We start from the raw sequence: 25,536 nt of genomic DNA, 5'->3' as shown, positions 1-25,536 counted from the left end.
TCATGCAGAGCATCCCAATCATGGCGTCGCTGCCCGGCGCGTTCCGCAAGCTCGACCCTCGAGCGCAATGGCGCAACCCGGTCATGTTCATCGTGTGGGTCGGAGCGGCGTTCACGACGGCGCTCGCGATCGCCGAGCCCTTCCTAGGCGGTCCGGCTGACTCCGGCGGTACGCAGATCCCCGCCTCGTTCACCATCGCCATCGCCGTCTGGCTGTGGCTGACGGTGCTCTTCGCGAACCTCGCCGAGTCGGTCGCCGAGGGGCGGGGCAAGGCGCAGGCCGAGACCCTCCGGCAGACCAGGACCAGCACCGCGGCTCACCGGGTGGGCGGCTACGACCAGGCCGGCGACCCGGGGGCAGAGCGCGGGAGCACCGTCGAGGTCTCCTCGGCTGACCTCACCCTCGGAGACGTCGTCGTCGTCGCCGCGGGGGAGCTGATCCCGGGCGACGGCGACATCATCTGGGGGATCGCCTCCGTGGATGAGTCGGCCATCACGGGCGAGTCGGCCCCCGTCATCCGCGAGTCCGGTGGCGACCGCAGCGCCGTGACCGGGGGCACTCGCGTGCTCTCCGACCGCATCGTGGTTCGCATCACCTCGAAGCCGGGCGAGACGTTCGTCGACCGGATGATCGCCCTCGTCGAGGGAGCATCCCGGCAGAAGACACCCAACGAGATCGCGCTCTCCATCCTCCTCGCGTCCCTCTCGATCGTGTTCGTGGTCGTCGCGCTGACGCTCAACCCGATCGCCTCGTACGCGGCGAAGCCCGTCAGCATCACGGTCCTCATCGCCCTGCTCGTGTGTCTCATCCCGACCACCATCGGAGCGCTGCTGTCGGCGATCGGCATCGCGGGCATGGACCGGCTCGTGCAGCGCAACGTGCTCGCGATGTCCGGGCGGGCCGTCGAGGCCGCCGGCGACGTGACGACGCTGCTGCTCGACAAGACCGGCACCATCACCTACGGCAACCGGCGCGCATCCGAGTTCGTGCGGATGCACGCCGCGGGCGAGCAGGAACTGGTCCGCGCCGCTGCCCTCTCCTCGCTGGCCGACCCGACCCCTGAGGGGGTCTCCATCGTCGAGCTCGCCCGCCAGGAGGGGATCGACCTGGCCGATCAACCGCGTGAGGCGCAGGGCGAGGTCGTCCCGTTCACGGCGCAGACCCGCATGTCGGGACTCGACCTGCCTGACGGCGCGCGCATCCGCAAGGGTGCCGGGTCCGCGGTGACGGCCTGGCTCGCCGACCAGGGCGCGCCGCTCGAGGCCTCGCGGCTCGAGGAGCTCGAGGACGCCACGAACCGCATCTCGCAGAGCGGAGGCACCCCGCTCGTCGTCGCCGTGATGGATGCGCCCGGCCCCGGCGCGGTCGGAGGCACCGGCTCGGTCGCCGGGCGCGTGCTCGGCGTCGTCCACCTCAAGGACATCGTCAAGGAGGGCCTCAGCGAGCGCTTCGCGGAGCTGCGGTCGATGGGCATCCGCACCGTCATGGTGACGGGCGACAACCCGCTCACGGCGGCCGCCATCGCCAAGGAGGCCGGAGTCGACGACTTTCTGGCCGAGGCGACGCCGGAGCAGAAGCTCGCCTACATCCGCCGCGAGCAAGACGGCGGCAACCTCGTCGCGATGACGGGTGACGGCACCAACGATGCGCCGGCGCTCGCGCAGGCCGATGTGGGCGTCGCGATGAACACGGGCACGTCCGCGGCGAAGGAGGCGGGCAACATGGTCGACCTCGACTCCGACCCGACGAAGCTCATCGACGTTGTGCGCATCGGCAAGCAGCTCCTCATCACCCGCGGCGCGCTCACCACGTTCTCCATCTCGAACGACATCGCCAAGTACTTCGCGATCATCCCGGCCATGTTCATGGGCGTGTACCCCGGTCTCGGGGTCCTCAACATCATGGGTCTCCACTCGCCCGCCTCGGCCGTGCTCTCGGCGATCGTCTTCAACGCCATCGTGATCGTGCTGCTCGTGCCGCTCGCGCTTCGGGGTGTGAAATACCGGCCGGCGAACGCCGCGAGCACGCTGGGCCGGAACCTCCTCGTGTACGGAGCTGGCGGCATCGTCGCACCGTTCGTCGGGATCTGGCTCATCGACCTCGTCGTGCGCCTCATCCCCGGTTTCTGACCTCCCCGCCACCACCGCATCGACTGATCTGACAGGACTCCACCTTGAACTCCTCAACTCGCGCTACGGCGCGCACCACCTGGGTCGCCGTGCGGGCGATGCTCCTCTTCACGCTCGTGCTCGGCGTCGGCTACACCCTGGTCATCACGGGCATCGGGCAGCTCGCGTTCGGAGCCCAGGCGAACGGCTCCCAGCTGCACGACGACGACGGCACGAGCATCGGGTCCAGCCTCATCGGGCAGTCCTTCACGGATGCCGAGGGCAACCCGCTTCCCGAGTTCTTCCAGTCGCGTCCATCGGCCGCGGGTGACGGCTACGACTCGGGCGCCTCCTCCGGCTCGAACCTGGGGCCCGAGAACCCGGAGCTCGTCGCAGCCATCGAAGAGCGGCGCCGCGAAGTCGCAGAGCTCAACGGCGTCTCGCTCGCCGAGGTGCCCGTGGATGCCGTCACGGCGTCCGCATCCGGCCTCGACCCGGAGATCAGCCCCGAGTACGCCGCTCTGCAGGTGGCACGCGTCGCCGAGGCTCGCGGGATCGCGGAGGCGGACGTCCGTACTCTGGTCGCAGCGCACACGACCAGCCCCTTCCTCGGCTTCCTTGGGGAGGCGAGCGTCAACGTGCTCGAACTCAACCAGGCCCTGGTCGAGCTGCAGGCCCCGACCATGGATACGAAGGAGCGCTGAGTCATGGCGAAGCGCGGACGGCTGCGGGTGCTGCTCGGCGCCGCCCCTGGCGTGGGGAAGACGTTCGCAATGCTCAACGAGGGCAGGCGGATGCGCGAAGCGGGACAGGACGTCGTCGTCGCGGTCGTCGAGACCCACGGTCGGGCCGCGACGGCTGCCGCAGCAGACGGGCTCGAGGTGCTGCAGCGTGCGGAGTCCCTCCACCGCGGCGTGACGCTCTCGGAGATGGACGTTGACGCCGTGCTCGAGCGCAGCCCCGAGATCGCCCTCGTCGACGAGCTCGCCCACACGAACGCCCCAGGTTCGCGCAACGCCAAGCGCTGGGAGGACGTCGAGGAGCTCCTCGAAGCCGGAATCGACGTGCTCTCGACGGTGAACATCCAGCACGTCGAGTCGCTGGGCGACGTCGTCGAGCAGATCACGGGCGCACCGCAGCGGGAGACGATCCCCGACCAGGTGCTTCGCCTCGCCGACCAGGTGCAGGTGGTCGACCTCTCGCCGCAAGCGCTGCGCGATCGGCTCGCGGGAGGTCTCGTCTACCCGGCGGAGCGTGTCGACGCCGCGCTCTCCAACTACTTCCGTCTCGGCAACCTCACGGCGCTCCGGGAGCTGGCGCTGCTGTGGCTCGCCGATGAGGTCGACCAGTCCCTGCAGAGCTACCGCGCCGAGCAGGGCATCGACACAACGTGGGAGGCGCGCGAGCGAGTCGTCGTGACGATCACCGGTGGCGCGGAGGGCGAGACGCTGCTGCGCCGCGGCGCCCGCATCGCCGCGAGGTCGGGCAGCGGGGAGCTGCTGGCGCTGCATGTCACGAGCCAGGACGGTCTTCGCGCCGGCGACCCAGCGCACCTCGCACGGCAGCGGGCGCTCGTCGAAGAGCTCGGCGGAACGTACCACCAGGTCGTCGGCGAGGATGTCCCAGCGGCGCTCATCGAGTTCGCGCGCTCGGTCAACGCGACCCAGCTGGTCATCGGCGTGAGTCGCCGGAATCGTCTGGCTGCGCTGCTCACGGGGCCGAGCGTCGGGAGCGCGGTGACCCGCGAGGCGGGCAGCATCGACGTGCACATCGTGAACCACGCGCGAGCCGGCGGCGGGGTCAGGCTGCCGCGACTCGGCGGTGCGCTCACGATGCGTCGCCGCATCGCGGGGCTGGCGCTCGCCCTAGTCGCTGGACCACTGCTCACCTGGCTCCTGGCCTCGCTCGGCAGCATCGACTCGTTCACGACGCACGCGCTCAGCTATCAGCTCCTCGTCGTCACGGTCGCCCTCATCGGCGGGCTGTGGCCCGCGCTCTTCGCCGCCGTGCTCTCGGGGGTCACGCTCGACTTCTTCTTCGTCGCCCCGTTCGGCACCGTCCTCATCACCGAGCCGAGCCACCTCGTCGCGATCGTCCTCTACGTGGTCATCGCGACGCTCGTGAGCCTCGTCGTCGACAGGGCGGCCAGGAGGGCGCGGGAGGCGAGGAGGGCCGCCGCGGAGTCGCAGCTGCTGCAGACGGTCGCCGGCAGCGTGCTGCGCGGGCAGAGCGCCCTGCAGGCGCTGGTCGAGCGGACACGGGAGGCGTTCGGGCTCGCAGGCGTGCGACTCGTGGATGCTCGAGGCGAGGCCAGCGAGAGTGACCCGCTTGTGCTCGCGAGCTGCGGAGAGCCGGTGCGCGGGAACCGCCACGCGGTCATCCCAGTGAGTGCCGGGACGTCGGACGGGGCTGGCGCGCGACTCGAGCTGCACGGGCGCGAGCTCGATGCCTCTGAGCGTCGCCTCCTGACGGTCATCGTCGCCCAGCTCGGTGCGGCTCTGGAGCACAGCGACCTGCGGGACGCGGCAGACGAGGTGGCCCCGCTCGCCGCCTCCGACAAGGTCAGACGGGCGCTCCTGTCCGCCCTCAGCCACGACCTGAGGCGGCCCCTCGCCTCGGCGACGGCGGCTGTCAGCGGCCTGCGTTCGGCGGGTGAGGAACTCGCGGCTGCCGACCGTGACGAGCTCCTCGAGACCGCGGACGAGAGCCTCGGCACGCTCGCCGCTCTCGTCACCGACCTCCTCGACGTGAGTCGACTGCAGTCCGGGGGGCTCGCCGTGTCGGTCATGCCGACCGACCCCGCCGACGTGATCGTGCCCGCGCTCGACGAGCTGCAGCTCGGCCCGGACGACGTGGAGCTGGCGCTCGACTCGAGCGCCGCATCCGTCTCCGCCGACCCGGCCCTCCTGCAGCGGGTGCTCGTGAACCTCCTCGCGAACGCGGTCCGCCACTCGCCACCGAACCGCCACGTGCGGCTCGCGACGAGCGAGTTCGGCGGGAGCGTGCAGATCAGGGTCATCGACCGGGGGCCCGGAATCCCCGCCGAACGCCGCGACGACGTGTTCGTGCCCTTCCAGCGCCTCGGCGACACCGACAACTCGACGGGCCTCGGGCTTGGCCTCGCCATCTCGAAGGGGTTCGTGGAGGGGATGCACGGCACACTGGTGCCGGAGGACACCCCGGGAGGAGGGCTCACGATGGTCGTGACGCTGCCGGTCGCCGTGAACCCGCCCGAGCAGATCCAGGGAGATCGCGCATGAAGATCCTGATCGCCGACGACGACCCGCAGCTGCTGCGCGCGCTGCGCATCACCCTCACCGCCAAGGGGTACGAGGTGCTCGTCGCCCGCAACGGAACGGAGGCCGTCTCGATCGCGGCCGAGCGCCGCCCGGACCTGTACCTCCTCGACCTCGGGATGCCCGAGCTCGACGGGCTCGAAGTGATCCAAGCCATCCGCGGCTGGTCGGACGCGCCGATCCTCGTCGTGTCCGGGCGCAGCGGGGCTGGCGACAAGGTGGATGCGCTGGATGCCGGCGCCGACGACTACGTCACGAAGCCGTTCTCCGTCGACGAGCTGCTCGCGCGCATCCGTGCCCTGTCCCGTCGGGTGCCGCAGGGCGACGCCGAGCCCGTCGTCGCGTTCGGCGACGTGTCCGTCGACCTCGCCGCGAAGAGCGTCGTGCGCACGGGAGGGGGCGAGTCGGTGCACGTGCGCCTCACCCCGACGGAGTGGCAGGTACTCGAACTGCTGGTGCGCAACGCGGGGAGGCTCGTGACGAGGCAGATGCTGCTCACGAGCATCTGGGGCTCCGAGCATGTCACCGACACCGGATACCTCCGGCTGTACATGTCGCAGCTGCGCAAGAAGCTCGAGCCGGTGCCGTCCGAGCCTCGCCACCTCCTGACGGAGGCCGGCATGGGGTACCGGCTGGTGCTGCGGCCGGACGGCCCCGCCTCGGCCTCGCTGGCCGAGAAGGGCTAGCGGCCCGAGGAGGTCTAGCTGTCCGAGGGAGCCGCTCGGCTCGCCTCCTCAGCGCTGGGGAACTCGATGCCCTCCGCGTCGATATCGCCGACATCGTCTGGCCCGCCCGTGCCCGGCCGCACATTCACCTTGTCGGTGTCGATGTCGCCGTCGAGGCGCCCATCGACCTCGTCGACCCGTGCGGTGCCGGTCTCCTGCTTCGCCTGCGTCTCGGTCTCGCTTCCGGGGGAGTAAGCGGTGTCCTTCTCGAGCTGCTCGTCCGTGGAGAGGCTGTCTTCGTGATCGTGCATCTGCTGGCTCATCCCGCGAGCCTGTGGGCTCGTCCTGGGAAGCCGCGGGGGTCCGGATGCGTGGAGCCCGTGAGTCTCGACGCGGATGGCCCGCGTCGCCGGAGCGTCGCGGGCCACAGCATCAACCGGCTGGGTGGCCGGTGTCAGTCCTCTTCGGGCTCGAAGGTGGAGGCGTCCGGGTCGTAGCCGACGGCGACTCCATCGTCGGAGTCGGGAATCGTCCCGTCTTCGCCGAGGCCGTTCGGCTTCTCTTCGCCGTCGGCGTCGTGGGAAATCTTCTGGTCGCTCATCGTTGGCCTTCCGGTCGGGATCTTCCTTGACTGGGCCGACGATAGCGCTCGCGGCTGGGGAGTTTGCGGGACGTGACGCGGGGTGTGGCATCGGGGAGCGGTAGCTACTGCTCGGAGTCCCAGATCGCCGTCAGCGCGTTCATGATCTCCGTCTGCGACGTGCCTGAGCGCCGTGCTTCCTGGACGGCGGCCCGCAGCTTCGCGGTGACGGCACCTGGCAGTGTCGAGGGCTGGTCCGCGACCCGGGTGCCCGCGGCTCCGCGTGTGACGATCGTGCCCTCCGCCTCGAGCAGCCGGTAGGCCCGCGCCGCGGTGCCGAGCGCAACACCGAAGTCCCTGGCAGTCTGGCGAACGGTCGGCAGTCGTTCACCCGCGCCGATCCGGCCCGCCAGGATCAGCCCCCGGAAGTGGGCCGCGACCTGCTCCGACGTGCCCTCGCTCATCGTCGCCCCCGACCGGTCCGGTGCGTGAAGCCGACGAGCAGGAGCACCGCGAGGCCGACGCCGCGGAGCAGGCGGCCGCCCCACGTGAGCACCGGCTCGAAGGCGGCCATGCTCGTGCCCCAGGAGTAGTCGGGCGCGCTCAGCTGCGCACCGGCCGCGCCTCCCATCCGGAGTGCGCAGCTGCCGAGCACGAAGACTAGGATCCCGATCGAGAACCAGAGGATGCGCGTTGCGAGCGCCCGACGCGCTCGGCTCTCCCACTCGACGCTCTGCGGCTCGAGGAAGGTGCGGGTCGCATTGGCGTGCAGCGCGAACACGGTCGCCGCGACGAGGGCGACGGCCGCGATCGCTGCCGGAACGCCATACGCCCACCCGTAGAAGCGCCCCGATGCAGCGGAGAACTGCCCACCCGTCTCGATGACGAACAGAGTGTGGCGGCCGTCCTCATCCGCGCTCGAGATCGAGCCCGCGAACACGGTCAGGAGGAGAAGCGCAGCGAGAGCCGCGGCGAGGGTCGCGAGCCCGCGACCCGGGGCGTAGGTCCGCAACCCGCGCGGCCCGGAAGGCGGAACCGCAGCGCGAGGTGTGCTGCGGAACAGTGTGAGGATCAGGGCGACCACGATGAGGGCGAGGCTGCCGACGATGAGCTCTCGAGAGAAGTCGTGCCAGCGGAAGTCGAACGGGTCCGAGTTGAGCGTGAGCCAGTCGGGCAGCATGCCCTCGATGAAGGGCACAAACGCGACGAGGGCGGCCAGCAGGGCGGCCATGCCGAGGGTCAGGCTGGCCAGCGCATCCGGGCGTGAGCGCGGCAGACCCGGGGTTGCTGTGGGGATGTGCACTCGAGAGCGCACCCAGGGGGTGAAGCTCAGCCAGAGGGCAAGCACTGCCGCCGGCACGAATGTGACCAGGTCGAGCATCAGGATCAAGAACAGCGGGCTCATCTGCGCCTCCTTCGGGAGTCGTCAATATCTTGTTTCTCTTCGAGGGTACAAGATCTTGTACCTGCTCGACAGTACAAAAGCTGCAGCTGGAGGTGTCGGCGGTTTGCTTGGGTCAGAGTCCAAGCAGCAAGGAGGCGGCGATGCCAGCCATCACCACGGCGATGATGGCGTCGAGGATGCGCCACGCGGCGGGGCGCGCGAAGACCGGCTGCAGGAGCCTGGCTCCGTAGCCCAGTGCTGTGAACCAGACGATGCTGCCGAGTGCCGCCCCCGCGCCGAAGGGCCAGCGTGCATCGCCGTGGGTGTTCGCGACCGACCCGAGCAGGACCACCGTGTCGAGGTAGACGTGCGGGTTCAACCAGGTGAGTGCGAGTGCCGTGAGCAGCGTCGGGAGCAGGCCGGCCGAGACGCGTGGTTCGTCCGCATCCAGTGCCTTCGGCCTGACGGCGCGGCGGGCCGCGAGCACCGCGTAGCCGAGGAGGAACGCGGCACCCCCGATGCGGACCACGGTCGTCAGCCAGGGGAGCGCGGTGAAGACGATGCCGGCGCCCCCGATGCCGAGCAGGATGAGGAGCGCGTCGGAGAGGGCGCACACGGCGACCACGGCGAGGACATGCGTGCGGAGCAGTCCCTGGCGCAGCACGAACGCGTTCTGTGCGCCGATCGCGACGATGAGCGACAGGCCGAAGCCGAAGCCAGCGAGCAGGGGGAGCAGGTCCGGGGTCATGGTGCGACCGTATTCGTGCCCACGGCGATGGTCCAGCTCATGTTTCTTGTGAATCATTAGCATTGCTTCATGCCTGATTCCCCGCACGCGTTCGACCCTCAGCGGCTCGCCGCGCTTCGATCCGCCGTCGAGACGGGCACGTTCGAGGCGGCCGCCCGGGAGCTGCGGGTCACGCCCTCGGCGATCAGCCAGCGCATCAAGTCTCTGGAGAGCGAGACCGGGCGCGTGCTGCTCCAACGCAGCAAGCCGGTCGTGCCGACCGAATCGGGCGAGGTGCTCCTCCGCCTCGCACGGCAGGTGGATGCGCTCGGCAGGGAGGCCTCGAGTGTCCTCGGGCGAGTGGGTGGAGCATCCGGGGCCACTCCTGGAGCCGCGGAGGAGCCGCCCTCGCTCGAGCGGTTGCCGATCGCCGTCAACGCCGACTCGCTGGCGACCTGGCTGCTCCCCGCCCTCGCACCGTTGGCCGGGGAGATCGCCTTCGATCTGCACCGAGCCGACGAGGCGCACACCACGGACCTCCTCAGGCGGGGCGCCGTGACCGCCGCGATCACCGCCGACCCGGTCCCCGTGCAGGGCTGCACCTCCGCGCTCCTCGGAGCGATGCGCTACACGCCGATGGCATCGCCGGACTTCGTGGAACGCTGGTTCACGGGGAGCGCTCGGAACTCGGGAGGGGTGCTCGCGCACGCGCCGGTTGTGGTCTTCGACCGAGTCGACAGGCTCCAGGAGCGCTATCTGCGCGGGATCGGCGTCGACCCGGCAGGCCCGCCCTGCCATTTCGTGCCGTCCTCGGCAGACTTCGTGCGGGCCATTCGCCTCGGCTTCGGGTGGGGCCTGGTGCCGGATCTCCAGAGAGGCGCCGATGCCTCGCTCGTCGAGATCGACCCTGGCGCGTCGATCTCGGTGCCCCTGTTCTGGCAGCAATGGCAGCTGCACACGGAGGCGCTCGGCAGGACCGCGTCGGCGGTCTTCGCCGCTGCCGCGCGCAGCCTCTGACCGGGAACGGCTACCAACAGTGCGCTTTTGCCGAGCAGAGTGCAACCCCCAATAAGTTTCCCGGCGTTCATCTAGTCTCAGCCGGGCTCGCATTCTCGCGCGCGCCCGCATCCGCGGCACCAGGAAGGTCCCCATGGGAAGCACATCCGTTCGCACCACTCCTCCCCTCAGATTTCGACGCAAGCAGCTCCTCCTCCTCGCGGGTTCGACGGTCGCCGTCGCGGGTCTCTTCCCGGTCCTTCTCGGATCCCAGTCGGCCCAGGCCATCGGCACGGCGCCCGACCTCGGCACCGCCGAGAGCTACTCGGTGCTCGGCGGGCAGTCCGTGTCGAACACGGGCCCAAGCGAGCTCGATGGTGACCTCGGAGTGAATCCCGGGACAGCGATCAGCGGGTTCCCGCCCGGCATCGTGCTCGGCGACGTGCACGCCACGGACGCGCACTCGCTGCAGGCCCAGGCCGATGTGACCACCGCGTACAACGCGCTCGAAGGTCAGGCCGCCGACGCGCCCATCAGCGCCGACCTCGGCGGACAGACGCTCACGGCCGGCGTGTACGAGGCTTCGAGCACAGCGGGCATCACCGGGACGCTCTCCCTCGACGCGGAAGGCGATCCCGACGCGGTCTTCATCTTCCAGATCGGCTCCGCGCTGACCACCGCACCCGACAGCACCGTCGCGCTCCTCAACGGCGCACAGGCGTGCAATGTGTTCTGGCAGATCGGCAGCTCCGCCACGCTGGACACCGACACGACCTTCGTCGGCTCGATCCTCGCCCTCACCTCGATCACCGTGAACGAGGGATCGACCGTCGACGGACGTGCGCTCGCCAGGAACGGCTCGGTCACCCTCGACACGAACACCTTCACGACCAGTGAGTGCGTCACTGTTACGCCGACGGAGACGACGACGCCGACGGAGACGACGACGCCGACGGAGACGACGACGCCGACGGAGACGACGACGCCGACGGAGACGACGACGCCGACCGAGACGACTGGGCCGACCGAGACGACTGGGCCGACCGAGACGACTGGGCCGACGGAGACGACTGGGCCGACGGAGACGACTGGGCCGACGGAGACGACGACGCCGACGGAGACGACGACGCCGACGGAGACGACGACGCCGACGGAGACGACGACGCCGACGGAGACGACCACGCCGACGGAGACGACCACGCCGACCGTGACGGTCACGCCGACGGAGACGACGACGCCGACGGAGACGACGACGCCGACCGTGACGGTCACGCCGACGGAGACGACGACGCCGACCACGACCGTGACGCCGACTGAGACGACGACGGCAACGCCGACCGTGACGGTCACGCCGACAGCGTCAGTCACCCCGACGACAACAGCGTCGGTCACACCGACGACGACGGCCCCCGCAGTCGTTCCCGTGAAGCCCGGAGCTACCGGCTCGCCTGACCTGGCGACCACCGGTGCCCAGGATGCGGGTCCCTGGCTCATCGGAGGGCTCGCCGTGCTCATCGCCGGCGGCGCGCTGCTGATCGCCAGCCTGCGTCGACGCAACTCGCACGAGGTCTGAGCCCGCGCGGCTGCGACTGAACTGAACTGAGCAGGCCTCGGCAGGTGCCAAATGCACCAGCCGGGGCCTTCTCGGCGTCCGCCTCCCGTCACCGTGCGTTCATCGCACGGCCCTAGGAGGTCGCAGCAAGGTGCCGCCTAGGCAAGGCACAGGTTCTCCCATCCCAAACCCCGCCGGCATCCCGCTCTCACTCCAAAATGAACTGATCCAGGACGATCTTGATGGTCTCCGCGTCCACGCCGACGCTGAGATGGAGATGTGGGCGGGCGAGGATCGTTGCGAACGCGGCCCGGACCCTGGTCGCCTCGGTCCTGGTGACTTTTTCCCCGACTCGATCACCTCGGAGCGATCCAAAGCGCCCTGGCCGCCAGGTGCGGCGATGGTGCGGCCGCCCGTGACGCCGGTTCGATTGTCGGCGTGCTCCCCCAAGAATCGCGGAATGAGGACACCGACATCGATCTGCGCTTCACCTTTCACCCAGCGATGCTGCACACCTTTCATGCCTTCGAGGATCGACGGTGACTCGCCTGCGGACTTGTAGCCAAGGTCGGTGAGAGTCTCGGTGAAGTCGAAGAGCATGGTCGGATGGGCCCGGATATCGAGGACGGCGTCCGCGTCTTGCGTGGGCCGCGGCGGGTTGGCCTCGCGCTCCTAGCAGAGCGAGTGGACCATCTGCCCGCCGACGAGCGCCCAGCCATCTGGGTGCGCCTTGTAGGCCTCGAAGAGCGCGTGCCATGCCTCGGCCTGGGCGGGAGTCATGGCTGGGGCGGTGATGGTCAAGCGTCGACCTTTCGGAGGAGTTCGGTTACGCGGGATCGCTCGCGGACGCCGTCATGGTGTGCGAGGTCTACGAGGAGCAGCCCGAGAGGCAGGGGTGACGGTGGTTTCTCGTCGGCGAGGTGCAAGAGGACATTGGGTCTTTCGGATGGCCGGAGCAGGTACTCGCGGCGGATCGCGGCGGCATCATCTTTGGCGACCGGGGCTTCGAGCTGGCCCGCGGCGGCGATCTCGGCGCGCGGATCGCTGAATCCGGACTTGACGATCCGCTCGTCGGCGGCGAGATCGGCGAGGTCGCTGGCAGCCACCTGGAGCTTCAGGGGAGCCTCTTCGTGGATCCAAGCGCCGAGGACGCGGTCCGGATCGGGGCTGTGCATGAGTTCGTTGCGGTAGCGGCGGAGTCGTGCGCGTTCGGATGCCGAGAGCCCTTCAGGGGCATCTCCGGAGAGAATCGCGAGGAGGTTCGCGCGCATCCGGTTTCCCAGCGGGCGAGAGGCTGCGGGGCGGTGGGTGAAGGACTGGTCGATGAGCCACTGCTTGCCCACCTGGCGGGCTGGGATGGTGCCTTGCTCGATGAGCGCGCGCACGCGACGAGGAGACACCCCCTCACGCTTGGCAAACTCGGCAACGCTCTCTTCTGGCATGTACACAGGCATACCGGCAGCGGTAGGGATGAGTATATGGGTGCGGCTGCTGGGCGTCCTAAGCCGCCGCGGCGACCGCCGCGAGCACGACGGGGTCTTCGCATCCGCGTGCGAATCCGCGGATGCGGCGGTCGATGTCACGCTGCAGCACGAACTTCCCGATGCGCTCCGCGACCGGGGCGAGCCACTTCGGCTTGCATGCGAAGTTGTAGCGCCATACCGCGAGGGTCCGTGACTCACCGTCGCCCTCGGCATCCGGGGCGGGGGTGAACCGCCAGCCCCCGCCGAGGCGCTCGAAGAACCAGGAGCCCTTCGTCATCTTCATTCCCACATTCGTCGGTGGGGCGTAGGAGACGTACTCGCTGATCATCCGGAAGCCGAGCCGCTGCACGGTGGCGGTGCGCACCCCCTTCGCTGGGAGCGTCGCTCCGTCGAGGAAGTGCTGGCGCCGGATGAACGGGTCCCAGCGCATCCGCACCTCGCCGGTGGTCTGGGATACGGCGAACGCCGTCGCCGGGTCGACGTGGACGATGCAGCGGGACTCGACGACGGGCATGCCCCATCGTGACACGCGCGTTCCCGAGAGGCGTCCGCGAGGTTCGACATGATGGGGTGATGGACAGCGCATTCGAGGAACTCATCGCCGAGGCCGAGGCCGCCAGCGTCGATGGCTGGGACTTCTCCTGGCTCGATGGGCGGGCCAGCGAGGAACGGCCCAGCTGGGGCTACACGCGCCTCCTCGGCGAGCGGATGGGGCGTGCGCAGGCGTCCCTCGACATTCAGACGGGCGGGGGCGAGGTCCTGGCGCTGTCGCCAGTCATACCGCCGCTGGCCGTCGCGACGGAGTCCTTTCCGCCGAACGTCACGAAGGCGAGCCGGCTGCTGCATCCGAGGGGCGTTGCCGTCGTCGCCGACCCCGACGAGCCTCCGCTGCCGTTCGCGAGCGGCGCCTTCGATCTCGTGACGAGCCGCCACCCGGCGACGGTCTGGTGGGAGGAGATCGCACGCGTGCTGCGCCCCGGCGGCACCTACCTTGCGCAGCACGTCGGCCCCGCCAGCGTCTTCGAGCTCATCGAGTACTTCCTCGGCCCTCAGCCGGAGGCGCGCCTCGAACGGCGCGCGGACGATGAGGCGAGGGCTGCGGTCGCCGCCGGACTCGACGTCGTCGACCTCCGTGAGGAGCGGCTCCGCATCGAGATCAGGGATGTCGGGGCAGTCGTCTACCTGCTGCGGAAGGTCATCTGGTGGGTTCCCGGCTTCAGCGTCGACGCCTACCGGGCACGCTTGCGAGAGCTGCACGACCTCATCCAGCGTGAGGGGGCGTTCGTCGCGCACTCCACTCGACACCTCATCGAGGCCAAGCGGCACGACTGACGGCCCAGCTTCGCTCCTGAGCCCCGCTTCCCAGGTTCGCGGAGGATCGCGTGCTTGCCTGGGATGCGAGAACTCCGCAAGCGAACAGGCGGGAGCCACCATGGAAGACAACCGACACAGCGACGCGCGCCTCGGAAGCTCGGGCGCTGGCGACCCCGTTGGGGACCCGGACGAGTTGAGCGCTGGCGAAGAGAAATCCGGTGCCGAGACGGCTGGCGAGAAGGCTGATCTGCTCGGCGCGGTCGGCAAGCTCGCCAACGTGTTCGCGTTCGGGAAGCTCTCGGACGCCTCAGCCGCAGCGTCGACCGCCGACGGGACGCTGCCAACGGACCCTGACGATGACGGGACCGGCGGCACTGGTGGAGCCCGGCGCGCACCCTAGGGGCGCACTGCGGGCTGGGGATCAGTCGATGACGAAGAGCTTGGCGCCGGTCGCGGTGCTGGAGCGGTGCGCTTCCATGCCGGTGCCGACCTGGTAGCTCTGGCCCGCCTCCAGCGTGACGCGGCGGCCGTCGTCGAGTTCGGTCTCGAGGCTCCCCTCGAGCACGAGGAGCACGTGCCCGCGGGAGCACCAGTGGTCGGCGAGATAGCCCGGCGAGTACTCGACCTGACGGATGCGCGTGTCACCGATCTGCTGCGTCCGCCAGGTGGCACCGCCGGTCTCGCCGGAGTGCTGCGTCGGCGCTACTGCCGCCCAGTCGGTGGTCGTGAAGGCGTGCCCGGTGAGGTCCATCCTCTGACGATAGTTCCCCGGCGAATGCCGGGGAAATCGCTGCGGCTCACACGGAGCCGCTGAGCTCCCGGGTGCTCATCGCCTCCGCCGTGATCTCCAGCGAACGGACGCGGTCAGCGCTCTGCAGCGAGCCGTGCCCGATGATGAGCTCGTCGGCGCCGGTCGCCTCCGCGAACTCGGTGAGGTAGTCGCGCACCTCCTGGCCGGTTCCAACCGCCGTGTACCGCATCATGTTCGCGATCTGCTGCCCCTGCGGGCTCGCGATGATCTGGTCCATCTGCTCATCGCTGAAATCTGAGTTCGGCCCGCGGAGCAGGATGCTGCGCAGCCTGGAGCGCCGGGAGCGGGTGAACTGCTCCTGCGCATCCGCCGAGTCGAGGGCCGCGACGACGTTGACGCCCACGATGAGGTGGGGCGCCGCGAGCTGCTCGGAGGGCTGGAACTGCTCGCGGTACAGGGTGACGGCCTGGAACAGCTGGTCCGGGGCGAAGTGCGACGCGAACGCGTATGGCAGGCCGAGCTGTGCGGCGAGCTGCGCGCCGAAGAGGCTCGAGCCGAGGATGTAGAGGGGCACCTCGGTGCCACCGCCCGGCACCGCCTGCACGCCGGGGATGGTCGACTGGCCGCGCAGGAACGCCTGCAGCTCCAGCACATCCTGCGGGAACTCATTGGCGGATGCCGGGGAGCGCCGCAGTGCTCGGAACGTCGCCTGGTCGCTCCCTGGCGCCCGCCCGAGACCCAGGTCGATGCGGTCCGGGTAGAGGGTCGCGAGGGTGCCGAACTGCTCCGCGATGACCAGCGGGGAGTGGTTCGGGAGCATGACGCCACCCGCGCCCAGCCGGATCGTGGAGGTCTGCGAGGCGATGTGCCCGATGAGCACGCTCGTCGCGCTCGACGCGATCGTCGGCATGTTGTGGTGCTCGGCGTACCAGACGCGGCGATAGCCGGAGCGCTCGGCGGCCTGGGCGAGCTCGACGCTCGCCTGGAAGCTCTCCCTGACGGTCTGGCCAGGGGCGATGGGAGCGAGGTCGAGGATTGAGAGAGGAACAGTCACCCTGGATGCAACCACCGAGAGGTGTCAGGTGTTCCCGGCGGGTCGGAGGTGCCTCGTCGGCCGTGCCTGAACTCCCGCACCGCTCTTCGTCTATTCGTCGCCCGTGTAGAAGGCCGCGGTGCGCGTCGCCGACTCGTGGGCGTCGTCTGGGTCGGCGCCCGCGCTCAGATGCGCGATGCACCAGCGGTCGGCCGCGGAGGCGACGAATCGCCTGCCGCCGTCGGAGTCGTTGAAGGCAGACATGGTCGCGTGGACATCCGTGTCCTCGTCGGCGAGGGCGATGGCCAGGGCGAGGAGAGCCCCGTCCCAGCCGATGCCGGTGGCAGCTGGCCCGTACTGGGCCCAGTGCTCGTTGTCCGCGACGACGTGTCGGAGCGTGAGGCGCGTCCCTTGCTCCGCTGGCTCGAGGGCGAGGCTGACGCGGCTGACGTCGCCGTCATACTCCCACGTCAGATGCATCAGGGTGTTCGCCTCGCAGCGTTCGATGGTTCCGGAGGTGCCGCTGTCGGTCAGACGGTATCTGCCGCCCTGCCTGAGCTCGCCTTCGGCGGGCTCGAACCAGCGGGCCAGTCCCTCCGGGGTCGTGCACAGGCCCCAGATGTCTTCTGGTGGATTCGCGAAGTCGCGCTCGAGCGTCACCACGTGGCTCGTCCCATCCCGCGCAACGCTGCGCGTGACGTTCTCGAGGCTGTCGGTCGACGCTCCGGCGGGGGACACCGGTTTCGTTTCCATGCGACCAGCGTGCCCGCGGATGTTGTGGAATCGCGCAGACCCGGGGCGACCCGGGTATCGGCGTCCTGGATTGTCGGTGCCCTGCCTCACAATGAACGGATGCACATCCTCGTCACGTCGCTCGCGCGCGGCTTCGCGCTCGAAGACCGGCGAGGTCCCGCCGATGGCGACGAGGTGTCGGCACCAGTCACCGTTCCCGACGCGATCGCCCTCGCGCAGCTCGTGTCCGAACGTGAGCGGTCTGCGCCGCCATCCGACCCCATCCGGTGGGTGTGGAACAGTCAGGACATCGTGCCGCGACTCCTCGCCCACGGTGTTCGGGTTGGGCGCTGCCACGATCTGCGCCTTGCCGGGCGCATCCTCATCACGGCCGGCTACCTCGACGCCCGATTCGACGTGGCGGATGCCCGTGGGGGCTCGCACCCCGGCGAGGGCCTCTTCGACCTCGATGCCGAGAACCCGGGAACTCCCGAGGCGACGCGGCGGCTCTTCGACGCGCAGCTCGCCGGGCTGGAGGCGTCGGATCAGGAAGCGGATCGGAAGGGCGCCCTGGCGTTCCTCGTCGGCGTCGAGAGTGCTGGGGCCCTTGTCGCGGCCGAGCTCCGCGCGGCGGGCATGCCGTTCAGTGTCGACCGCCACGAGGACGTGCTCGTCGAAGCGCTCGGCGCGAGGGGCACGGGTGGTCGACCGGCGAAGCTCGAGGCGGCAGCCTCAGCCGTTCGAGCGGCGCTCGGAGAGGCGACGCTCAACGTCGACTCTCCAAAAGACCTCCTCGCGGCGTTGCGACGTGCGGGGCTCGATGTGGCCAGCACCAGCAAGTGGGAGCTCGTCGGCAAATCGCATCCGGTCGTCGACGCGCTTCTGCATTACAAGCGTCTGCATCGGCTCTTCACGGCGAACGGCTGGGCGTGGCGCGAGGAGTGGATCCACGGTGGGCGGTTCCGCCCCGACTACGTGCCTGGTGGTGTGGTGACCGGGCGCTGGGCGACGAGCGGCGGTGGGGCGATGCAGCTCCCGAAGGAGATCCGCAGTGCCGTGGTCGCCGACCCCGGCTGGAAGCTCGTCGTCGCGGACGCGGCCCAGCTCGAACCGAGGATCCTCGCCGCCATGTCGGGGGACGAGGCCATGGCGCGGGCGGGCGCGCAGCGCGACATGTACGCGGCTTTCGTCGACCGTGGCGTCGTGCCGGACCGAGACAGCGCCAAGGTCGCGATGCTCGGGGCCATGTACGGGGCGACGACGGGCCAGAGCGCCGTCCTCCTGCCGGGGCTCGAGCGGGCGTTCCCGCACGCCATGGGGCTTGTCGCCTCGGCGGCGCGTTCCGGCGAGCGGGGGCAGCAGGTGCAGACCTGGCTCGGTCGCACGTCTCCGTGGCCGCCCGCTGAGTTCTCGCCTCGCGACTTCGGCCGCTTCACGCGGAACTTCATCGTGCAGGGCACGGCCGCCGAATGGGCGCTCACGTGGATGGCGGGAATCAGGCAGCGTCTCGCCGCCCTTGGCTCGGGAGCGGGCGACCCGCGAGGCAAAGGCTCGGTCGCGGATGCGCCGCTCGAGCGCACGGCGCACCTCGCCTACTTCCTGCATGACGAAGTGGTCGTGCACGCGCCTGCCGAGCACGCGGAGCGCGCCGCCGCGGAAGTCATCGCGGCCGCCGCAGAGGCTGGGCGCTTCCTGTTCGCCGGCAGCCAGGTCACGTTCCCCGTCGTCGCGCACGTCGTGGACAGCTACGGCGAAGCGAAGTAGCTGGAGGGCGGGCAACTCGGGCAGCGCGCGCTGCTCTCGTCCGCTCTGCTCTCGCCCGCTCAGCGCTTCGGCCAGACCCAGAGCGGCCCGTCGAACTGCAGCTTGCCGCGGATGCTCGTTGCCCCCTCCTCCTTCTCGAGCTCGACGACGTTCGCGTCGTCGCGCAAGCCATCGACGAGGGGCTGCGAGTGGGTGACGACGATCACCTGCGTCTGCTCCGAGGCTCGCCGGATGAGGCCCGCAAGCGTGGGCAGGAGGCTGGGGTGGAGGCTCGCCTCCGGCTCGTTCAGGACCAGCAGCTCCGGCATGCGCGGCGAGAGGAGCGCCGTCGCGAGGAGGATCATCCGCAGCGTTCCGTCGGACAGCTCCCGCGCATCCAATGGTCTCGCAAGGCCCGGCTGCGACATGACGATCCTCGCCATGCCCGACTCGTCTTCCTCGACGCTGACCCGTGACCCCGGGAAGGCAGCATCGATGGCGTCGTGGAAGGCCCTCGCCTGGCCGATTCGCTGCACCGTCGCGAGCGCGGCTGGAAGACGTGAGCCGTCGTCGGGGAGCACCGGGGTGAACGTGGCAGGGCTCGGCAGCCGAGCGGGAGCCGCCGCGTCGGTGCGGAGGTAGTCGAGGAAGCGCCACCCGCGCGCCGACTCGCGCAGCGCGTACAGCTCGGGTGCTGTTGAGGGGTCGGCGAGTGTCGCGAGCATCGACTCGGCCTCGCGCACGCTCCACTCGGCTTGCACGAGCTTGAAGTCGGCGTCTCTCACGCGCACCGAGTTGGCGCGGCGTTCGACGAGCGTCGTCGAGGGGCGCAGCAGCTCGCTCGCCCAGACGAGCTCGCTCTTGACCACCGGGTCGAAGGGGAAGTCGGAGATGATCGGGATGCCGAGGTCGATCGCGAAGTTCTGGACCTGTTTCGGCGAAGGCATGCCGAGGTCGGTCGCGAAGGACACCCCGGAGGTGCGCAGGCCGAGCTTGAGGGTGACTGGCTCGCCGCGGGACCGCTTGCCAGCGTGGATGACCGCCCGGAGGCCGCCCTCCATCGCGAGCGACGAGAGGGCCCCCTCGCGGATGATGTCGTGCAGCAGGCGTAGAGCGCGGTAGAGGTTGGACTTGCCGCTGCCGTTCGCCCCCGTGATGACGTTCAAGCGCTCGAGCCCGAGCGTGACGCTCTTGATGGACCGGTAGTTCTCGATGGCGAGGAGTTCAAGCATGCTCACACGCTAGGGGGTGCCTCCGACATCGCCGCTGGAGCGTGTGGTCGCGCCCTGCACATGCAGCAAGCGCGGCACCGCCTCCGGAGAGGGAGTGCCGCGCTTGTCCTCTGCGCGCTGGCCGTCTACTTGACCTGGCGGATGAGCTTCTTGTTCACGAACTCCTCGATGCCGAGCGAGCCGAGCTCGCGGCCGAAGCCGGAGCGCTTCACTCCGCCGAAGGGCAGCTCGGGGCTGTCGAGCCCGACGCCGTTGATGTAGACCATGCCGGCTTCGATGGCGTCGGCGACGCGCTGCGCCTGCTCCTGGTCTGTCGTGAAGAGGTACGAGCCCAGACCGAAGGGCGTCGCGTTCGCGAGCTCGATGGCCTCCTCTTCGCTGCTGACCTTGTAGAGGGCGGCGACGGGGCCGAAGAACTCTTCCGTGTAGGCGTCGTTGTCGGGGGTGACGCCGGCGAGCACGGTCGACTCGAAGAAGTTGCCGTCGTGGCCGCCGCCTGCGAGGAGCTGCGCGCCCTGAGCGACAGCCCGCTCGACCTGCTCGGCGAGGTTCTTCGTGGCCGGGGCCGACGAGAGCGGCCCCAGCTCCGAGTCGTCCTTCGTCGGGTCGACGGGAGCGACCGAGGTCATCGCGGCCGTGAACTTCTCCGCGAACTCGTCGTAGAGCGAGTCGATGACGATCATGCGCTTCGCGCCGTTGCAGGCCTGCCCGGAGTTGTCGAGGCGCGCGGCGACCGCGGCTTCGACGGCCTCGTCGACGCTGTCGGTGCTGAGCAGGATGAACGGGTCGGAGCCGCCGAGCTCGAGGACGACCTTCTTGAGGTTGCGGCCGGCGATCTCGGCGACCGCGGCGCCCGCGCGCTCCGAGCCGGTCAGCGAGACGCCGTGGATGCGGTCGTCGGCGATGATGTCGGCGATCTGCTCGTTGGTGGCGAAGATGTTGACGTAGGCACCTTCGGGGAACCCGGCGTCGGCGAAGATCTCCTGGAGCGCTGTCGCCGACTCGGGGCACTGGCCGGCGTGCTTCAGCAGGATCGGGTTGCCGAGCACGAGGTTCGGGCCGACGAAGCGAGCGACCTGGTAGAACGGGAAGTTCCAGGGCATGATGCCGAGGAGGGGTCCGATTGCCGAGCGGCGGATGAGGGCGGTGCCTTCGCCTCCGAGCAACTCGATCGGAGCGTCCTTCAGGAAGTTCTCCGCGTTGTCTGCGTAGTACTGCAGGATGTCGGCGCTGAAGTCGACCTCCCCGTAGGACTGCTCGATGGGCTTGCCCATCTCCCGCGTGATGATCTCGGCGAGGGCCTCGCGGCGTTCGCGGTGCAGCTCGGCCGCCCGGCTCATGAGGGCGGCGCGCTCTGCGACGGTGCTCGGCTTCGACCAGGTCCGGTAGGCGCCGTCGAGGCTCTGCAGGGCGGTCTCGATGCCCTCGGATGTGACGAGCGGGAATTCCTTTCCCTGCTCGCCGGTGGCTGGGTTCACGACTACGTAGGTGCTCAAACTCACTCCAGACATTGGATGCGTGCGCGCAGCATCGCGCGATTGGGTGAAGCCTAGAAGATGGGGCCTTGGAAACCCAGGGTTCGGGCCGATTTAACTGAATATCGTTCATTTACCAGGTGCCTCCCCAGAGGTGCGGCCCTAGGCTCTCGAGCGGCGGGATTCGCCCGCAGGCAGGGGATGGCATGAGCGAGCAGCCGCACGACGATGTCCAGTTCTTCCGTGCGTTCAAGCGGTTCCTCGAACGCGTCAACGAGACGCCAGCCGAGGTCCAAGTCGTGCGCACGCCCTTCGGCGGCGAGCTGAGCGATTTCCTCGGCGCCGACGCCGAGGCGCTCCCGGTCGTCGTCGAGGAGTTCGCGAGTTACCGGATCGTCGACGCGGACATCGCGCTCGAGGAGATCGCCGGCCGCGACGACGCGAGGCTCGTCGGTGTCGCCGGCGGCTCCGCCCACGCGCACGCCGGCCTCGCGGAGCTCATCTCGAGCCCGCACATGCCCTTCAGGTCGGGGCCCGCCGAGTTCGCCGAGAAGGCGACGGGGCCCAAGGCAACACGACAGGTCGTGAGCTTCGGCGCACGACTCTTCACCTACCGTGGCACCCGAGTTGTGGTCATGCAGCGCGCATCCCGCCCCGACATGGGCCGACCGCAGGCGCAGCTCGAGGTGCTCACCGCCGCAGACCCCTCGCTCGTCTCCGATTTCCTCGGCGAGGTTCGTGCCCTGATGATCGAGCGCAGCGTGCTGCGCGGCAAGGTGCTCGCGTTCGAGAACAGCGACTACCGGATGGACGCTGGCGCGTCCTTCCTGGAGCGCCCGAACGTCGCCGAGACCGACGTGATCCTGCCGTACGGCGTCCTTGAATCAGTGGTGGCGCACGTGATCGAGATCGGTCGACAGCGCGAGGTCCTGCTCGCCGCAGGCCAGCATCTGAAGCGGGGCGTGCTGCTGTACGGCCCACCTGGGACCGGGAAGACGCTCACGGTCAGGCATCTCCTGAGCCGGACGGAGGGGGTGACGGCCGTGCTGCTGACCGGGTCGAGCATCCAGCACATCAGCGCGGCCGCCGAACTGGCCCGCACCCTGCAGCCGTCGATCGTGGTGCTCGAGGACATCGACCTCGTTGCCATGGAACGCCACGCGTCCCCGCAGCCGTTGCTCTTCGAGGTGCTCGACGCGCTTGATGGCCTCGACGGCGATGCCGACGTCGCCTTCATCATGACCACCAACCGCGTGCAGGTGCTCGAGCGCGCCCTCGTCTCACGTCCTGGTCGCGTCGACCTAGCCGTGGAGATCGCGCTGCCAGGCGGGCCGGAGCGCTACCGTCTCCTCGAAAAGTACGCTGCGGGCCTGCCGTTCAGCGAGGAGGCGCTCAGTGAAGTCGCGGCTCGTGCCGAGCAGACCACCGGTTCGTTCGCCAAAGAACTCGTCCGCCGAGCCGTGCTCGCGGCGGCACGGCATGGCGTAGAGCCGGACGACGAGATCCTGCTGTTCGAGCTCGAAGAGCTGATGTCCGCGCAGTCCGCGCTCACGAGGCGCCTTCTCGGCGACGGGAGCGAGTCGGAGCCTGAGAGCGGCGAGGGCGGGATGGAGGCCATCTCCACAGCGGAAGGCGACCGCACGGGGTCCGTCACGTACAGGGCTCTGGGCGCCGAGGGGCAGACTCTCAGCTGACGACTGCCAGCCAGCGCTCCGATGAGAAGGTGCGAGTCGAGGCGCCGCCCGGGTCGCTCGGCGGACGTGAGCCGCGGCTGTAGTCGCGCACCCTGATGCGCCAGCCGTCTGCTGTGCGGACGAAGGTGTCGATGTAGTCACCGCTCGCCGTCGTGCCGTCCGTGCGGACGAGGAGGAACTTCGACCAGGACGAGATGGTGTCGGCGTCGACCCGATGGAGGACGGTATCGGTGGTGTAGTGCGGGTGGTATGGCTGCACCGTGTCGATGACGCGAGCGAGCGCCTCGTCGCCGCGCACCGCATTCGGCCCCGTTCCGAAGGAGAAATCCTCCGTGAACACTTTGCGCAGGTGATCCCAGTCGCGGTTGTCGATGAGCTGCCCGTAGCGGGCGAGCACGTCGAGGACCTCGGCGGCGTCGGCGGCAGGGACTCGCGTCGCCGCGTCGCTCGTGCTCTGCGGTGTCATCGCGCCGACTCGAAGCTCGCGAAGGACTCCGCACCCTCGGCCGAGTACTGCCCGCCCGGGCGCTCGCGGTTTCGCTCCGTGATGCGGCGGCTCGTGATGACCCAGGTGCCGTCGCGTTCCTCGAGCGTGTCGAGGTAGTCGCCGCCTGCGGCGGACGCTTCGTAGGTCACGAGCACGTATCGACTCCAGGCGACGGCCGACCCGGCGGCCTCGCCAGCCCGGATAACCGTGTTGATGGTGTGGTGCGATGGCAGGTGCCCGCCGAGAGAGGCCGCGAGCTGCTCCTCGAACGCTCGCGCTCCTGATGCGCCCGTGAACTCGCCAGCAGGGCTCTCGATGCGCGCATCCGGAGTGACGATCGAGTCGAGCGAGGTCCATTCGCCGTTGTCGACGAAGTGCCCGTAGAGCGCGAGGCTCTGCTGGACGCCCCAGCGGTCCTCGGTGGTGAGTGTGGTCACGTTCAGCCCCATTTCGTTGTCGAGCCAGCGTCGATCGGCAGCTGGATTCCGGTGATGTATCGCGCCTCGGGCGAGGCGAGGAAGAGGACGGCGTTTGCGACGTCGACGGGTTCGATCCAGCCGACGTCGAGGAGCTTGCCGCGGCTCCACAGCTCTCGGACGTCGTCCGGTGTCGGGTCGTCGAGGTCGGGCCGGGATGCTCGGAGGTTGGCTGTGTTCATGACGAGGGGCGTGGCGACCGCCGTGGGATGGATCGTGTTGACGCGCACGCCGTAGGGGCCGAGCTCGTGGGCCCAGGCCTTCGAGAGCCCCACCACGCCGTGCTTCGCGGCGGCATAGGTTCCGCCGCCGCCAGCCGCGCGCAGGCCAGCACTCGAGGAGGTGACGATGACGCTTCCCGGGCTGGTGTCGGCTTTGAGGGTTGGGATCGCGGCTTTCACGGTTCGCCACACGCCGCCGAGGTTCACGTCGATCTCCGTGCGCCAGTCTTCTTCGCTGACCTCCTCGGCGAGGCCCGAGCCGAGGACCCCCGCATTCGCGAAGACGACATCGAATGGTCCGAGTTCCGCGACCGCATGCTGAACTGCGGCGTCGAGCGAGCTCTGGTCCGTGACGTCGGCGTGTGCAGCGAGGGCGCGCACGCCGAAGGACGCGGCGTCCGCCACCACTTCAGCCAGCCTGGCGCTCGAGGCTGCCCGATCGAGTGCCACGATGTTCGCGCCCTCCTCGGCGAGGCGACGCACGGTGGCGCTGCCGATGCCCCCGGCCGCACCGGTGATGAGGGCGGTCGAGCCCGCGACCCTGCCCGTTCTGGTGGATGCCGCTTGCGCCATCTCCGCCCGCCTCCTGATGATCTCGATCTCGTTCAGGCACAGTCTCACCACCCACCGACATCCGCGTGCTCTCTGCGGTCGCGGAACTTCCGCGGGCGTCACGAGCGGAAATCTCGGAGAAATACCTGCAAGCGGGGGCTCTGTCTGTGGTTTCCGCACCCGGTCGCATCCATTTTTGCTAGTTTGTTGAACTAGTTTCATGGCGCCGACGGCGCCACCACGAGGAGGACCATGGCGCACAAGCCCGCTGAGCGCTCGTCCGGGTACTGGTACCCGACAGGCGGAGAGCATGCGACCTCGGTCGACGTGCTCAACCTGCTGCGTGACTATCGCGAAGCGGAGGCGAAGATGCGAGCGCGGACGCGCTCGTCGATGCGCATGAACGAGAACGACCTGCTCGCGCTTCGCTTCCTGCTCCAGCAGCAGCGCCAGGGCAAGGTCGTCGTGCAGAAGGACCTGGGGGAGCGGCTCAAGATCTCCTCCGCGTCCGTCACCGGCCTCGTCGATCGCCTCGTGAAGAGCGGTCACGTCGAGCGGCGGCCGCACCCCACCGATCGCCGGGCCTCGATCATCGCGTCGACCGCGGAGTCCGACCGTGAGGTGCGGGAGACGCTCGGCCTCATGCACCAGCGCATGATCGCTGTCGTCGACTCGCTCACGACCGAGGAGCTCGACGGGGTGGCGAAGTTCCTCTCAGGCATGGTCGGCTCGGTAGAGGCAGCCGAGCCAGCGGGTGCGCAGCAGCACTAGTGGGTGCATCCGCGAGAGTCAACCCCCGACTTGCGCTTTATTTAGTTAAATAAGCTACATATGTGCTCAAACAACGACGCAGGCTCAACCGCAGTGCAGTAGCCGCCGCTCGACGACGGGCAGAGGACCGCTACTGGGACGTCTACCAGCGCACCATCATGCCGGGGGAGCTTCTTGCGCTCTGCTTCGTGGGTGCCACCATCTCGATCGGAATCGCGGTCTCGTTCTTCGCCTTCCTTCCCTGGTAGCGCGAGCGGCCACTT

Annotated in this window: 28 protein-coding genes; 12 read left to right on the top strand and 16 right to left on the bottom strand. The window is 69.4% G+C overall.

Translation table 11 applies throughout. The features are described from left to right. The first annotated feature begins 2 nt into the window (after window positions 1-2). The 4 genes from kdpB to GV007_RS02475 are packed head-to-tail and all read left to right on the top strand — an operon-like array spanning window position 3 to window position 6,090. Window positions 3-2,129 carry a potassium-transporting ATPase subunit KdpB gene (kdpB, locus tag GV007_RS02490; protein ID WP_160070856.1) on the top strand — a complete coding sequence of 709 codons (2,127 nt, stop codon included), beginning with the start codon at window positions 3-5 and terminating at the stop codon, window positions 2,127-2,129. A 44-nt stretch (window positions 2,130-2,173) separates the two neighbouring features. Further along, window positions 2,174-2,812 (top strand): potassium-transporting ATPase subunit KdpC, encoded by a 639-nt coding sequence (gene kdpC / locus GV007_RS02485; RefSeq protein WP_160070855.1) that lies wholly within the window; start codon window positions 2,174-2,176, stop codon window positions 2,810-2,812. A 3-nt stretch (window positions 2,813-2,815) separates the two neighbouring features. Beyond that, the gene (locus tag GV007_RS02480) at window positions 2,816-5,368 is read left to right on the top strand and encodes an ATP-binding protein (RefSeq protein WP_160070854.1); all 2,553 of its coding nucleotides are present in this window, start codon (window positions 2,816-2,818) and stop codon (window positions 5,366-5,368) included. Then, window positions 5,365-6,090 carry a response regulator gene (locus GV007_RS02475; RefSeq protein ID WP_160070853.1) on the top strand — a complete coding sequence of 242 codons (726 nt, stop codon included), beginning with the start codon at window positions 5,365-5,367 and terminating at the stop codon, window positions 6,088-6,090. The genes GV007_RS02480 and GV007_RS02475 overlap by 4 nt, the downstream gene beginning before the upstream one ends. A gap of 14 nt (window positions 6,091-6,104) precedes the next feature. On the opposite strand, the gene GV007_RS02470 is transcribed toward GV007_RS02475, so the two are convergent. The 5 genes from GV007_RS02470 to GV007_RS02455 form a co-directional block, all read right to left on the bottom strand. Beyond that, window positions 6,105-6,392, bottom strand: coding sequence for a hypothetical protein (locus GV007_RS02470; protein ID WP_160070852.1), 288 nt, complete (start codon window positions 6,390-6,392; stop codon window positions 6,105-6,107). 131 nt (window positions 6,393-6,523) lie between these two features. After that, a complete protein-coding gene (locus GV007_RS19005; protein ID WP_181057671.1) occupies window positions 6,524-6,670 on the bottom strand; it encodes a hypothetical protein in 147 nt (48 codons plus the stop codon). 104 nt (window positions 6,671-6,774) lie between these two features. Beyond that, entirely contained in the window at window positions 6,775-7,113 is a 339-nt protein-coding gene (locus GV007_RS02465; protein ID WP_160070851.1) for a GntR family transcriptional regulator, read from the bottom strand. Beyond that, the gene (locus GV007_RS02460) at window positions 7,110-8,054 is read right to left on the bottom strand and encodes a hypothetical protein (RefSeq protein WP_160070850.1); all 945 of its coding nucleotides are present in this window, start codon (window positions 8,052-8,054) and stop codon (window positions 7,110-7,112) included. The genes GV007_RS02465 and GV007_RS02460 overlap by 4 nt, the downstream gene beginning before the upstream one ends. Before the next feature lie 112 nt (window positions 8,055-8,166). Next, window positions 8,167-8,781, bottom strand: a complete 615-nt coding sequence (locus GV007_RS02455; protein ID WP_160070849.1) for a LysE/ArgO family amino acid transporter — start codon at window positions 8,779-8,781, stop codon at window positions 8,167-8,169. A gap of 69 nt (window positions 8,782-8,850) precedes the next feature. On the opposite strand from GV007_RS02455, the gene GV007_RS02450 reads away from it, so the two are divergent. Together GV007_RS02450 and GV007_RS19135 are read left to right on the top strand one after the other, a co-directional pair. Then, a complete protein-coding gene (locus GV007_RS02450; RefSeq protein WP_160070848.1) occupies window positions 8,851-9,777 on the top strand; it encodes a LysR family transcriptional regulator ArgP in 927 nt (308 codons plus the stop codon). Window positions 9,778-9,910: 133 nt separating this feature from the next. Continuing rightward, a complete protein-coding gene (locus GV007_RS19135) occupies window positions 9,911-11,329 on the top strand; it encodes an ice-binding family protein (RefSeq protein ID WP_160070847.1) in 1,419 nt (472 codons plus the stop codon). Between the two features lie 651 nt (window positions 11,330-11,980). On the opposite strand, the gene GV007_RS19345 is transcribed toward GV007_RS19135, so the two are convergent. From GV007_RS19345 to GV007_RS02435, 3 genes are read right to left on the bottom strand one after another with little or no spacing between them, the layout of a single operon-like run. Continuing rightward, entirely contained in the window at window positions 11,981-12,109 is a 129-nt protein-coding gene (locus GV007_RS19345; RefSeq protein ID WP_268893480.1) for a hypothetical protein, read from the bottom strand. Next, entirely contained in the window at window positions 12,106-12,750 is a 645-nt protein-coding gene (locus GV007_RS02440) for a helix-turn-helix domain-containing protein (protein ID WP_268893479.1), read from the bottom strand. The genes GV007_RS19345 and GV007_RS02440 overlap by 4 nt, the downstream gene beginning before the upstream one ends. A 58-nt stretch (window positions 12,751-12,808) precedes the next feature. After that, window positions 12,809-13,306, bottom strand: coding sequence for an SRPBCC family protein (locus GV007_RS02435; protein ID WP_160070845.1), 498 nt, complete (start codon window positions 13,304-13,306; stop codon window positions 12,809-12,811). A 59-nt stretch (window positions 13,307-13,365) separates the two neighbouring features. Here GV007_RS02435 and GV007_RS02430 point away from each other — a divergent pair, with 59 nt between their 5' ends. After that, complete coding sequence (locus GV007_RS02430) at window positions 13,366-14,124, top strand: methyltransferase domain-containing protein (RefSeq protein ID WP_160070844.1); 759 nt, start codon at window positions 13,366-13,368, stop codon at window positions 14,122-14,124. A gap of 100 nt (window positions 14,125-14,224) precedes the next feature. Next, window positions 14,225-14,506, top strand: a complete 282-nt coding sequence (locus tag GV007_RS02425) for a hypothetical protein (protein WP_160070843.1) — start codon at window positions 14,225-14,227, stop codon at window positions 14,504-14,506. A gap of 21 nt (window positions 14,507-14,527) precedes the next feature. Here the strand turns inward: GV007_RS02425 and GV007_RS02420 are convergent, their stop codons facing one another. The 3 genes from GV007_RS02420 to GV007_RS02410 all read right to left on the bottom strand — a co-directional run bounded on the left by GV007_RS02420 (window position 14,528) and on the right by GV007_RS02410 (window position 16,643). Next, window positions 14,528-14,857, bottom strand: coding sequence for a DHCW motif cupin fold protein (locus GV007_RS02420; RefSeq protein ID WP_160070842.1), 330 nt, complete (start codon window positions 14,855-14,857; stop codon window positions 14,528-14,530). 46 nt (window positions 14,858-14,903) lie between these two features. Continuing rightward, window positions 14,904-15,911, bottom strand: a complete 1,008-nt coding sequence (locus GV007_RS02415) for an LLM class flavin-dependent oxidoreductase (protein ID WP_160070841.1) — start codon at window positions 15,909-15,911, stop codon at window positions 14,904-14,906. Between the two features lie 90 nt (window positions 15,912-16,001). Further along, the gene (locus GV007_RS02410; protein WP_160070840.1) at window positions 16,002-16,643 is read right to left on the bottom strand and encodes an SRPBCC domain-containing protein; all 642 of its coding nucleotides are present in this window, start codon (window positions 16,641-16,643) and stop codon (window positions 16,002-16,004) included. 99 nt (window positions 16,644-16,742) lie between these two features. On the opposite strand from GV007_RS02410, the gene GV007_RS02405 reads away from it, so the two are divergent. Beyond that, window positions 16,743-18,386 carry a bifunctional 3'-5' exonuclease/DNA polymerase gene (locus tag GV007_RS02405; RefSeq protein ID WP_160070839.1) on the top strand — a complete coding sequence of 548 codons (1,644 nt, stop codon included), beginning with the start codon at window positions 16,743-16,745 and terminating at the stop codon, window positions 18,384-18,386. 59 nt (window positions 18,387-18,445) lie between these two features. On the opposite strand, the gene GV007_RS02400 is transcribed toward GV007_RS02405, so the two are convergent. Together GV007_RS02400 and GV007_RS02395 are read right to left on the bottom strand one after the other, a co-directional pair. Next, complete coding sequence (locus GV007_RS02400) at window positions 18,446-19,597, bottom strand: AAA family ATPase (protein ID WP_160070838.1); 1,152 nt, start codon at window positions 19,595-19,597, stop codon at window positions 18,446-18,448. 125 nt (window positions 19,598-19,722) lie between these two features. Next, the gene (locus GV007_RS02395) at window positions 19,723-21,093 is read right to left on the bottom strand and encodes an NAD-dependent succinate-semialdehyde dehydrogenase (RefSeq protein ID WP_201297542.1); all 1,371 of its coding nucleotides are present in this window, start codon (window positions 21,091-21,093) and stop codon (window positions 19,723-19,725) included. A 185-nt stretch (window positions 21,094-21,278) separates the two neighbouring features. Between GV007_RS02395 and GV007_RS02390 the strand changes: the two genes are divergently transcribed. After that, the gene (locus tag GV007_RS02390) at window positions 21,279-22,766 is read left to right on the top strand and encodes an AAA family ATPase (RefSeq protein ID WP_160070836.1); all 1,488 of its coding nucleotides are present in this window, start codon (window positions 21,279-21,281) and stop codon (window positions 22,764-22,766) included. Here the strand turns inward: GV007_RS02390 and GV007_RS02385 are convergent. From GV007_RS02385 to GV007_RS02375, 3 genes are read right to left on the bottom strand one after another with little or no spacing between them, the layout of a single operon-like run. Beyond that, window positions 22,759-23,232, bottom strand: coding sequence for a nuclear transport factor 2 family protein (locus GV007_RS02385; RefSeq protein ID WP_160070835.1), 474 nt, complete (start codon window positions 23,230-23,232; stop codon window positions 22,759-22,761). The genes GV007_RS02390 and GV007_RS02385 overlap by 8 nt on opposite strands. Beyond that, a complete protein-coding gene (locus GV007_RS02380; RefSeq protein ID WP_160070834.1) occupies window positions 23,229-23,690 on the bottom strand; it encodes a nuclear transport factor 2 family protein in 462 nt (153 codons plus the stop codon). The genes GV007_RS02385 and GV007_RS02380 overlap by 4 nt, the downstream gene beginning before the upstream one ends. A gap of 2 nt (window positions 23,691-23,692) precedes the next feature. Further along, complete coding sequence (locus tag GV007_RS02375) at window positions 23,693-24,523, bottom strand: SDR family oxidoreductase (RefSeq protein ID WP_160070833.1); 831 nt, start codon at window positions 24,521-24,523, stop codon at window positions 23,693-23,695. Window positions 24,524-24,754: 231 nt separating this feature from the next. Between GV007_RS02375 and GV007_RS02370 the strand changes: the two genes are divergently transcribed. Both GV007_RS02370 and GV007_RS02365 read left to right on the top strand, forming a co-directional pair. Further along, on the top strand, window positions 24,755-25,273 hold the full coding sequence (locus tag GV007_RS02370) for a MarR family winged helix-turn-helix transcriptional regulator (RefSeq protein WP_160070832.1): 519 nt from the start codon (window positions 24,755-24,757) through the stop codon (window positions 25,271-25,273). 62 nt (window positions 25,274-25,335) lie between these two features. Further along, window positions 25,336-25,521: a hypothetical protein gene (locus GV007_RS02365; protein WP_160070831.1), complete on the top strand. Its 186-nt coding sequence runs from the start codon at window positions 25,336-25,338 to the stop codon at window positions 25,519-25,521. Window positions 25,522-25,536: the final 15 nt, after the last annotated feature.

It is taken from the genome of Pseudoclavibacter sp. 8L, assembly GCF_902506465.1.
GTDB lineage: Bacteria > Actinomycetota > Actinomycetes > Actinomycetales > Microbacteriaceae > Pseudoclavibacter.
Note: the sequence above shows the minus strand (reverse complement) of the source record. Positions and strands in the feature narration are given on the sequence as shown.

Coding starts and splice junctions, on each gene's coding strand:
- GV007_RS02440 (WP_268893479.1), bottom strand. CDS start 12,750: ATGCCAGAAGAGAGCGTTGCCGAGTTTGCCAAGCGTGAGGGGGTGTCT.
- GV007_RS02435 (WP_160070845.1), bottom strand. CDS start 13,306: ATGCCCGTCGTCGAGTCCCGCTGCATCGTCCACGTCGACCCGGCGACG.
- GV007_RS02390 (WP_160070836.1), top strand. CDS start 21,279: ATGAGCGAGCAGCCGCACGACGATGTCCAGTTCTTCCGTGCGTTCAAG.
- kdpB (WP_160070856.1), top strand. CDS start 3: ATGCAGAGCATCCCAATCATGGCGTCGCTGCCCGGCGCGTTCCGCAAG.
- GV007_RS02375 (WP_160070833.1), bottom strand. CDS start 24,523: ATGGCGCAAGCGGCATCCACCAGAACGGGCAGGGTCGCGGGCTCGACC.
- GV007_RS02420 (WP_160070842.1), bottom strand. CDS start 14,857: ATGGACCTCACCGGGCACGCCTTCACGACCACCGACTGGGCGGCAGTA.
- GV007_RS02470 (WP_160070852.1), bottom strand. CDS start 6,392: ATGAGCCAGCAGATGCACGATCACGAAGACAGCCTCTCCACGGACGAG.
- GV007_RS02425 (WP_160070843.1), top strand. CDS start 14,225: ATGGAAGACAACCGACACAGCGACGCGCGCCTCGGAAGCTCGGGCGCT.
- GV007_RS02400 (WP_160070838.1), bottom strand. CDS start 19,597: ATGCTTGAACTCCTCGCCATCGAGAACTACCGGTCCATCAAGAGCGTC.
- GV007_RS02430 (WP_160070844.1), top strand. CDS start 13,366: ATGGACAGCGCATTCGAGGAACTCATCGCCGAGGCCGAGGCCGCCAGC.
- GV007_RS02410 (WP_160070840.1), bottom strand. CDS start 16,643: ATGGAAACGAAACCGGTGTCCCCCGCCGGAGCGTCGACCGACAGCCTC.
- GV007_RS02475 (WP_160070853.1), top strand. CDS start 5,365: ATGAAGATCCTGATCGCCGACGACGACCCGCAGCTGCTGCGCGCGCTG.
- GV007_RS02460 (WP_160070850.1), bottom strand. CDS start 8,054: ATGAGCCCGCTGTTCTTGATCCTGATGCTCGACCTGGTCACATTCGTG.
- GV007_RS02385 (WP_160070835.1), bottom strand. CDS start 23,232: ATGACACCGCAGAGCACGAGCGACGCGGCGACGCGAGTCCCTGCCGCC.
- GV007_RS19005 (WP_181057671.1), bottom strand. CDS start 6,670: ATGAGCGACCAGAAGATTTCCCACGACGCCGACGGCGAAGAGAAGCCG.
- GV007_RS02455 (WP_160070849.1), bottom strand. CDS start 8,781: ATGACCCCGGACCTGCTCCCCCTGCTCGCTGGCTTCGGCTTCGGCCTG.
- GV007_RS02450 (WP_160070848.1), top strand. CDS start 8,851: ATGCCTGATTCCCCGCACGCGTTCGACCCTCAGCGGCTCGCCGCGCTT.
- GV007_RS02370 (WP_160070832.1), top strand. CDS start 24,755: ATGGCGCACAAGCCCGCTGAGCGCTCGTCCGGGTACTGGTACCCGACA.
- GV007_RS02465 (WP_160070851.1), bottom strand. CDS start 7,113: ATGAGCGAGGGCACGTCGGAGCAGGTCGCGGCCCACTTCCGGGGGCTG.
- GV007_RS02405 (WP_160070839.1), top strand. CDS start 16,743: ATGCACATCCTCGTCACGTCGCTCGCGCGCGGCTTCGCGCTCGAAGAC.
- GV007_RS02480 (WP_160070854.1), top strand. CDS start 2,816: ATGGCGAAGCGCGGACGGCTGCGGGTGCTGCTCGGCGCCGCCCCTGGC.
- GV007_RS19135 (WP_160070847.1), top strand. CDS start 9,911: ATGGGAAGCACATCCGTTCGCACCACTCCTCCCCTCAGATTTCGACGC.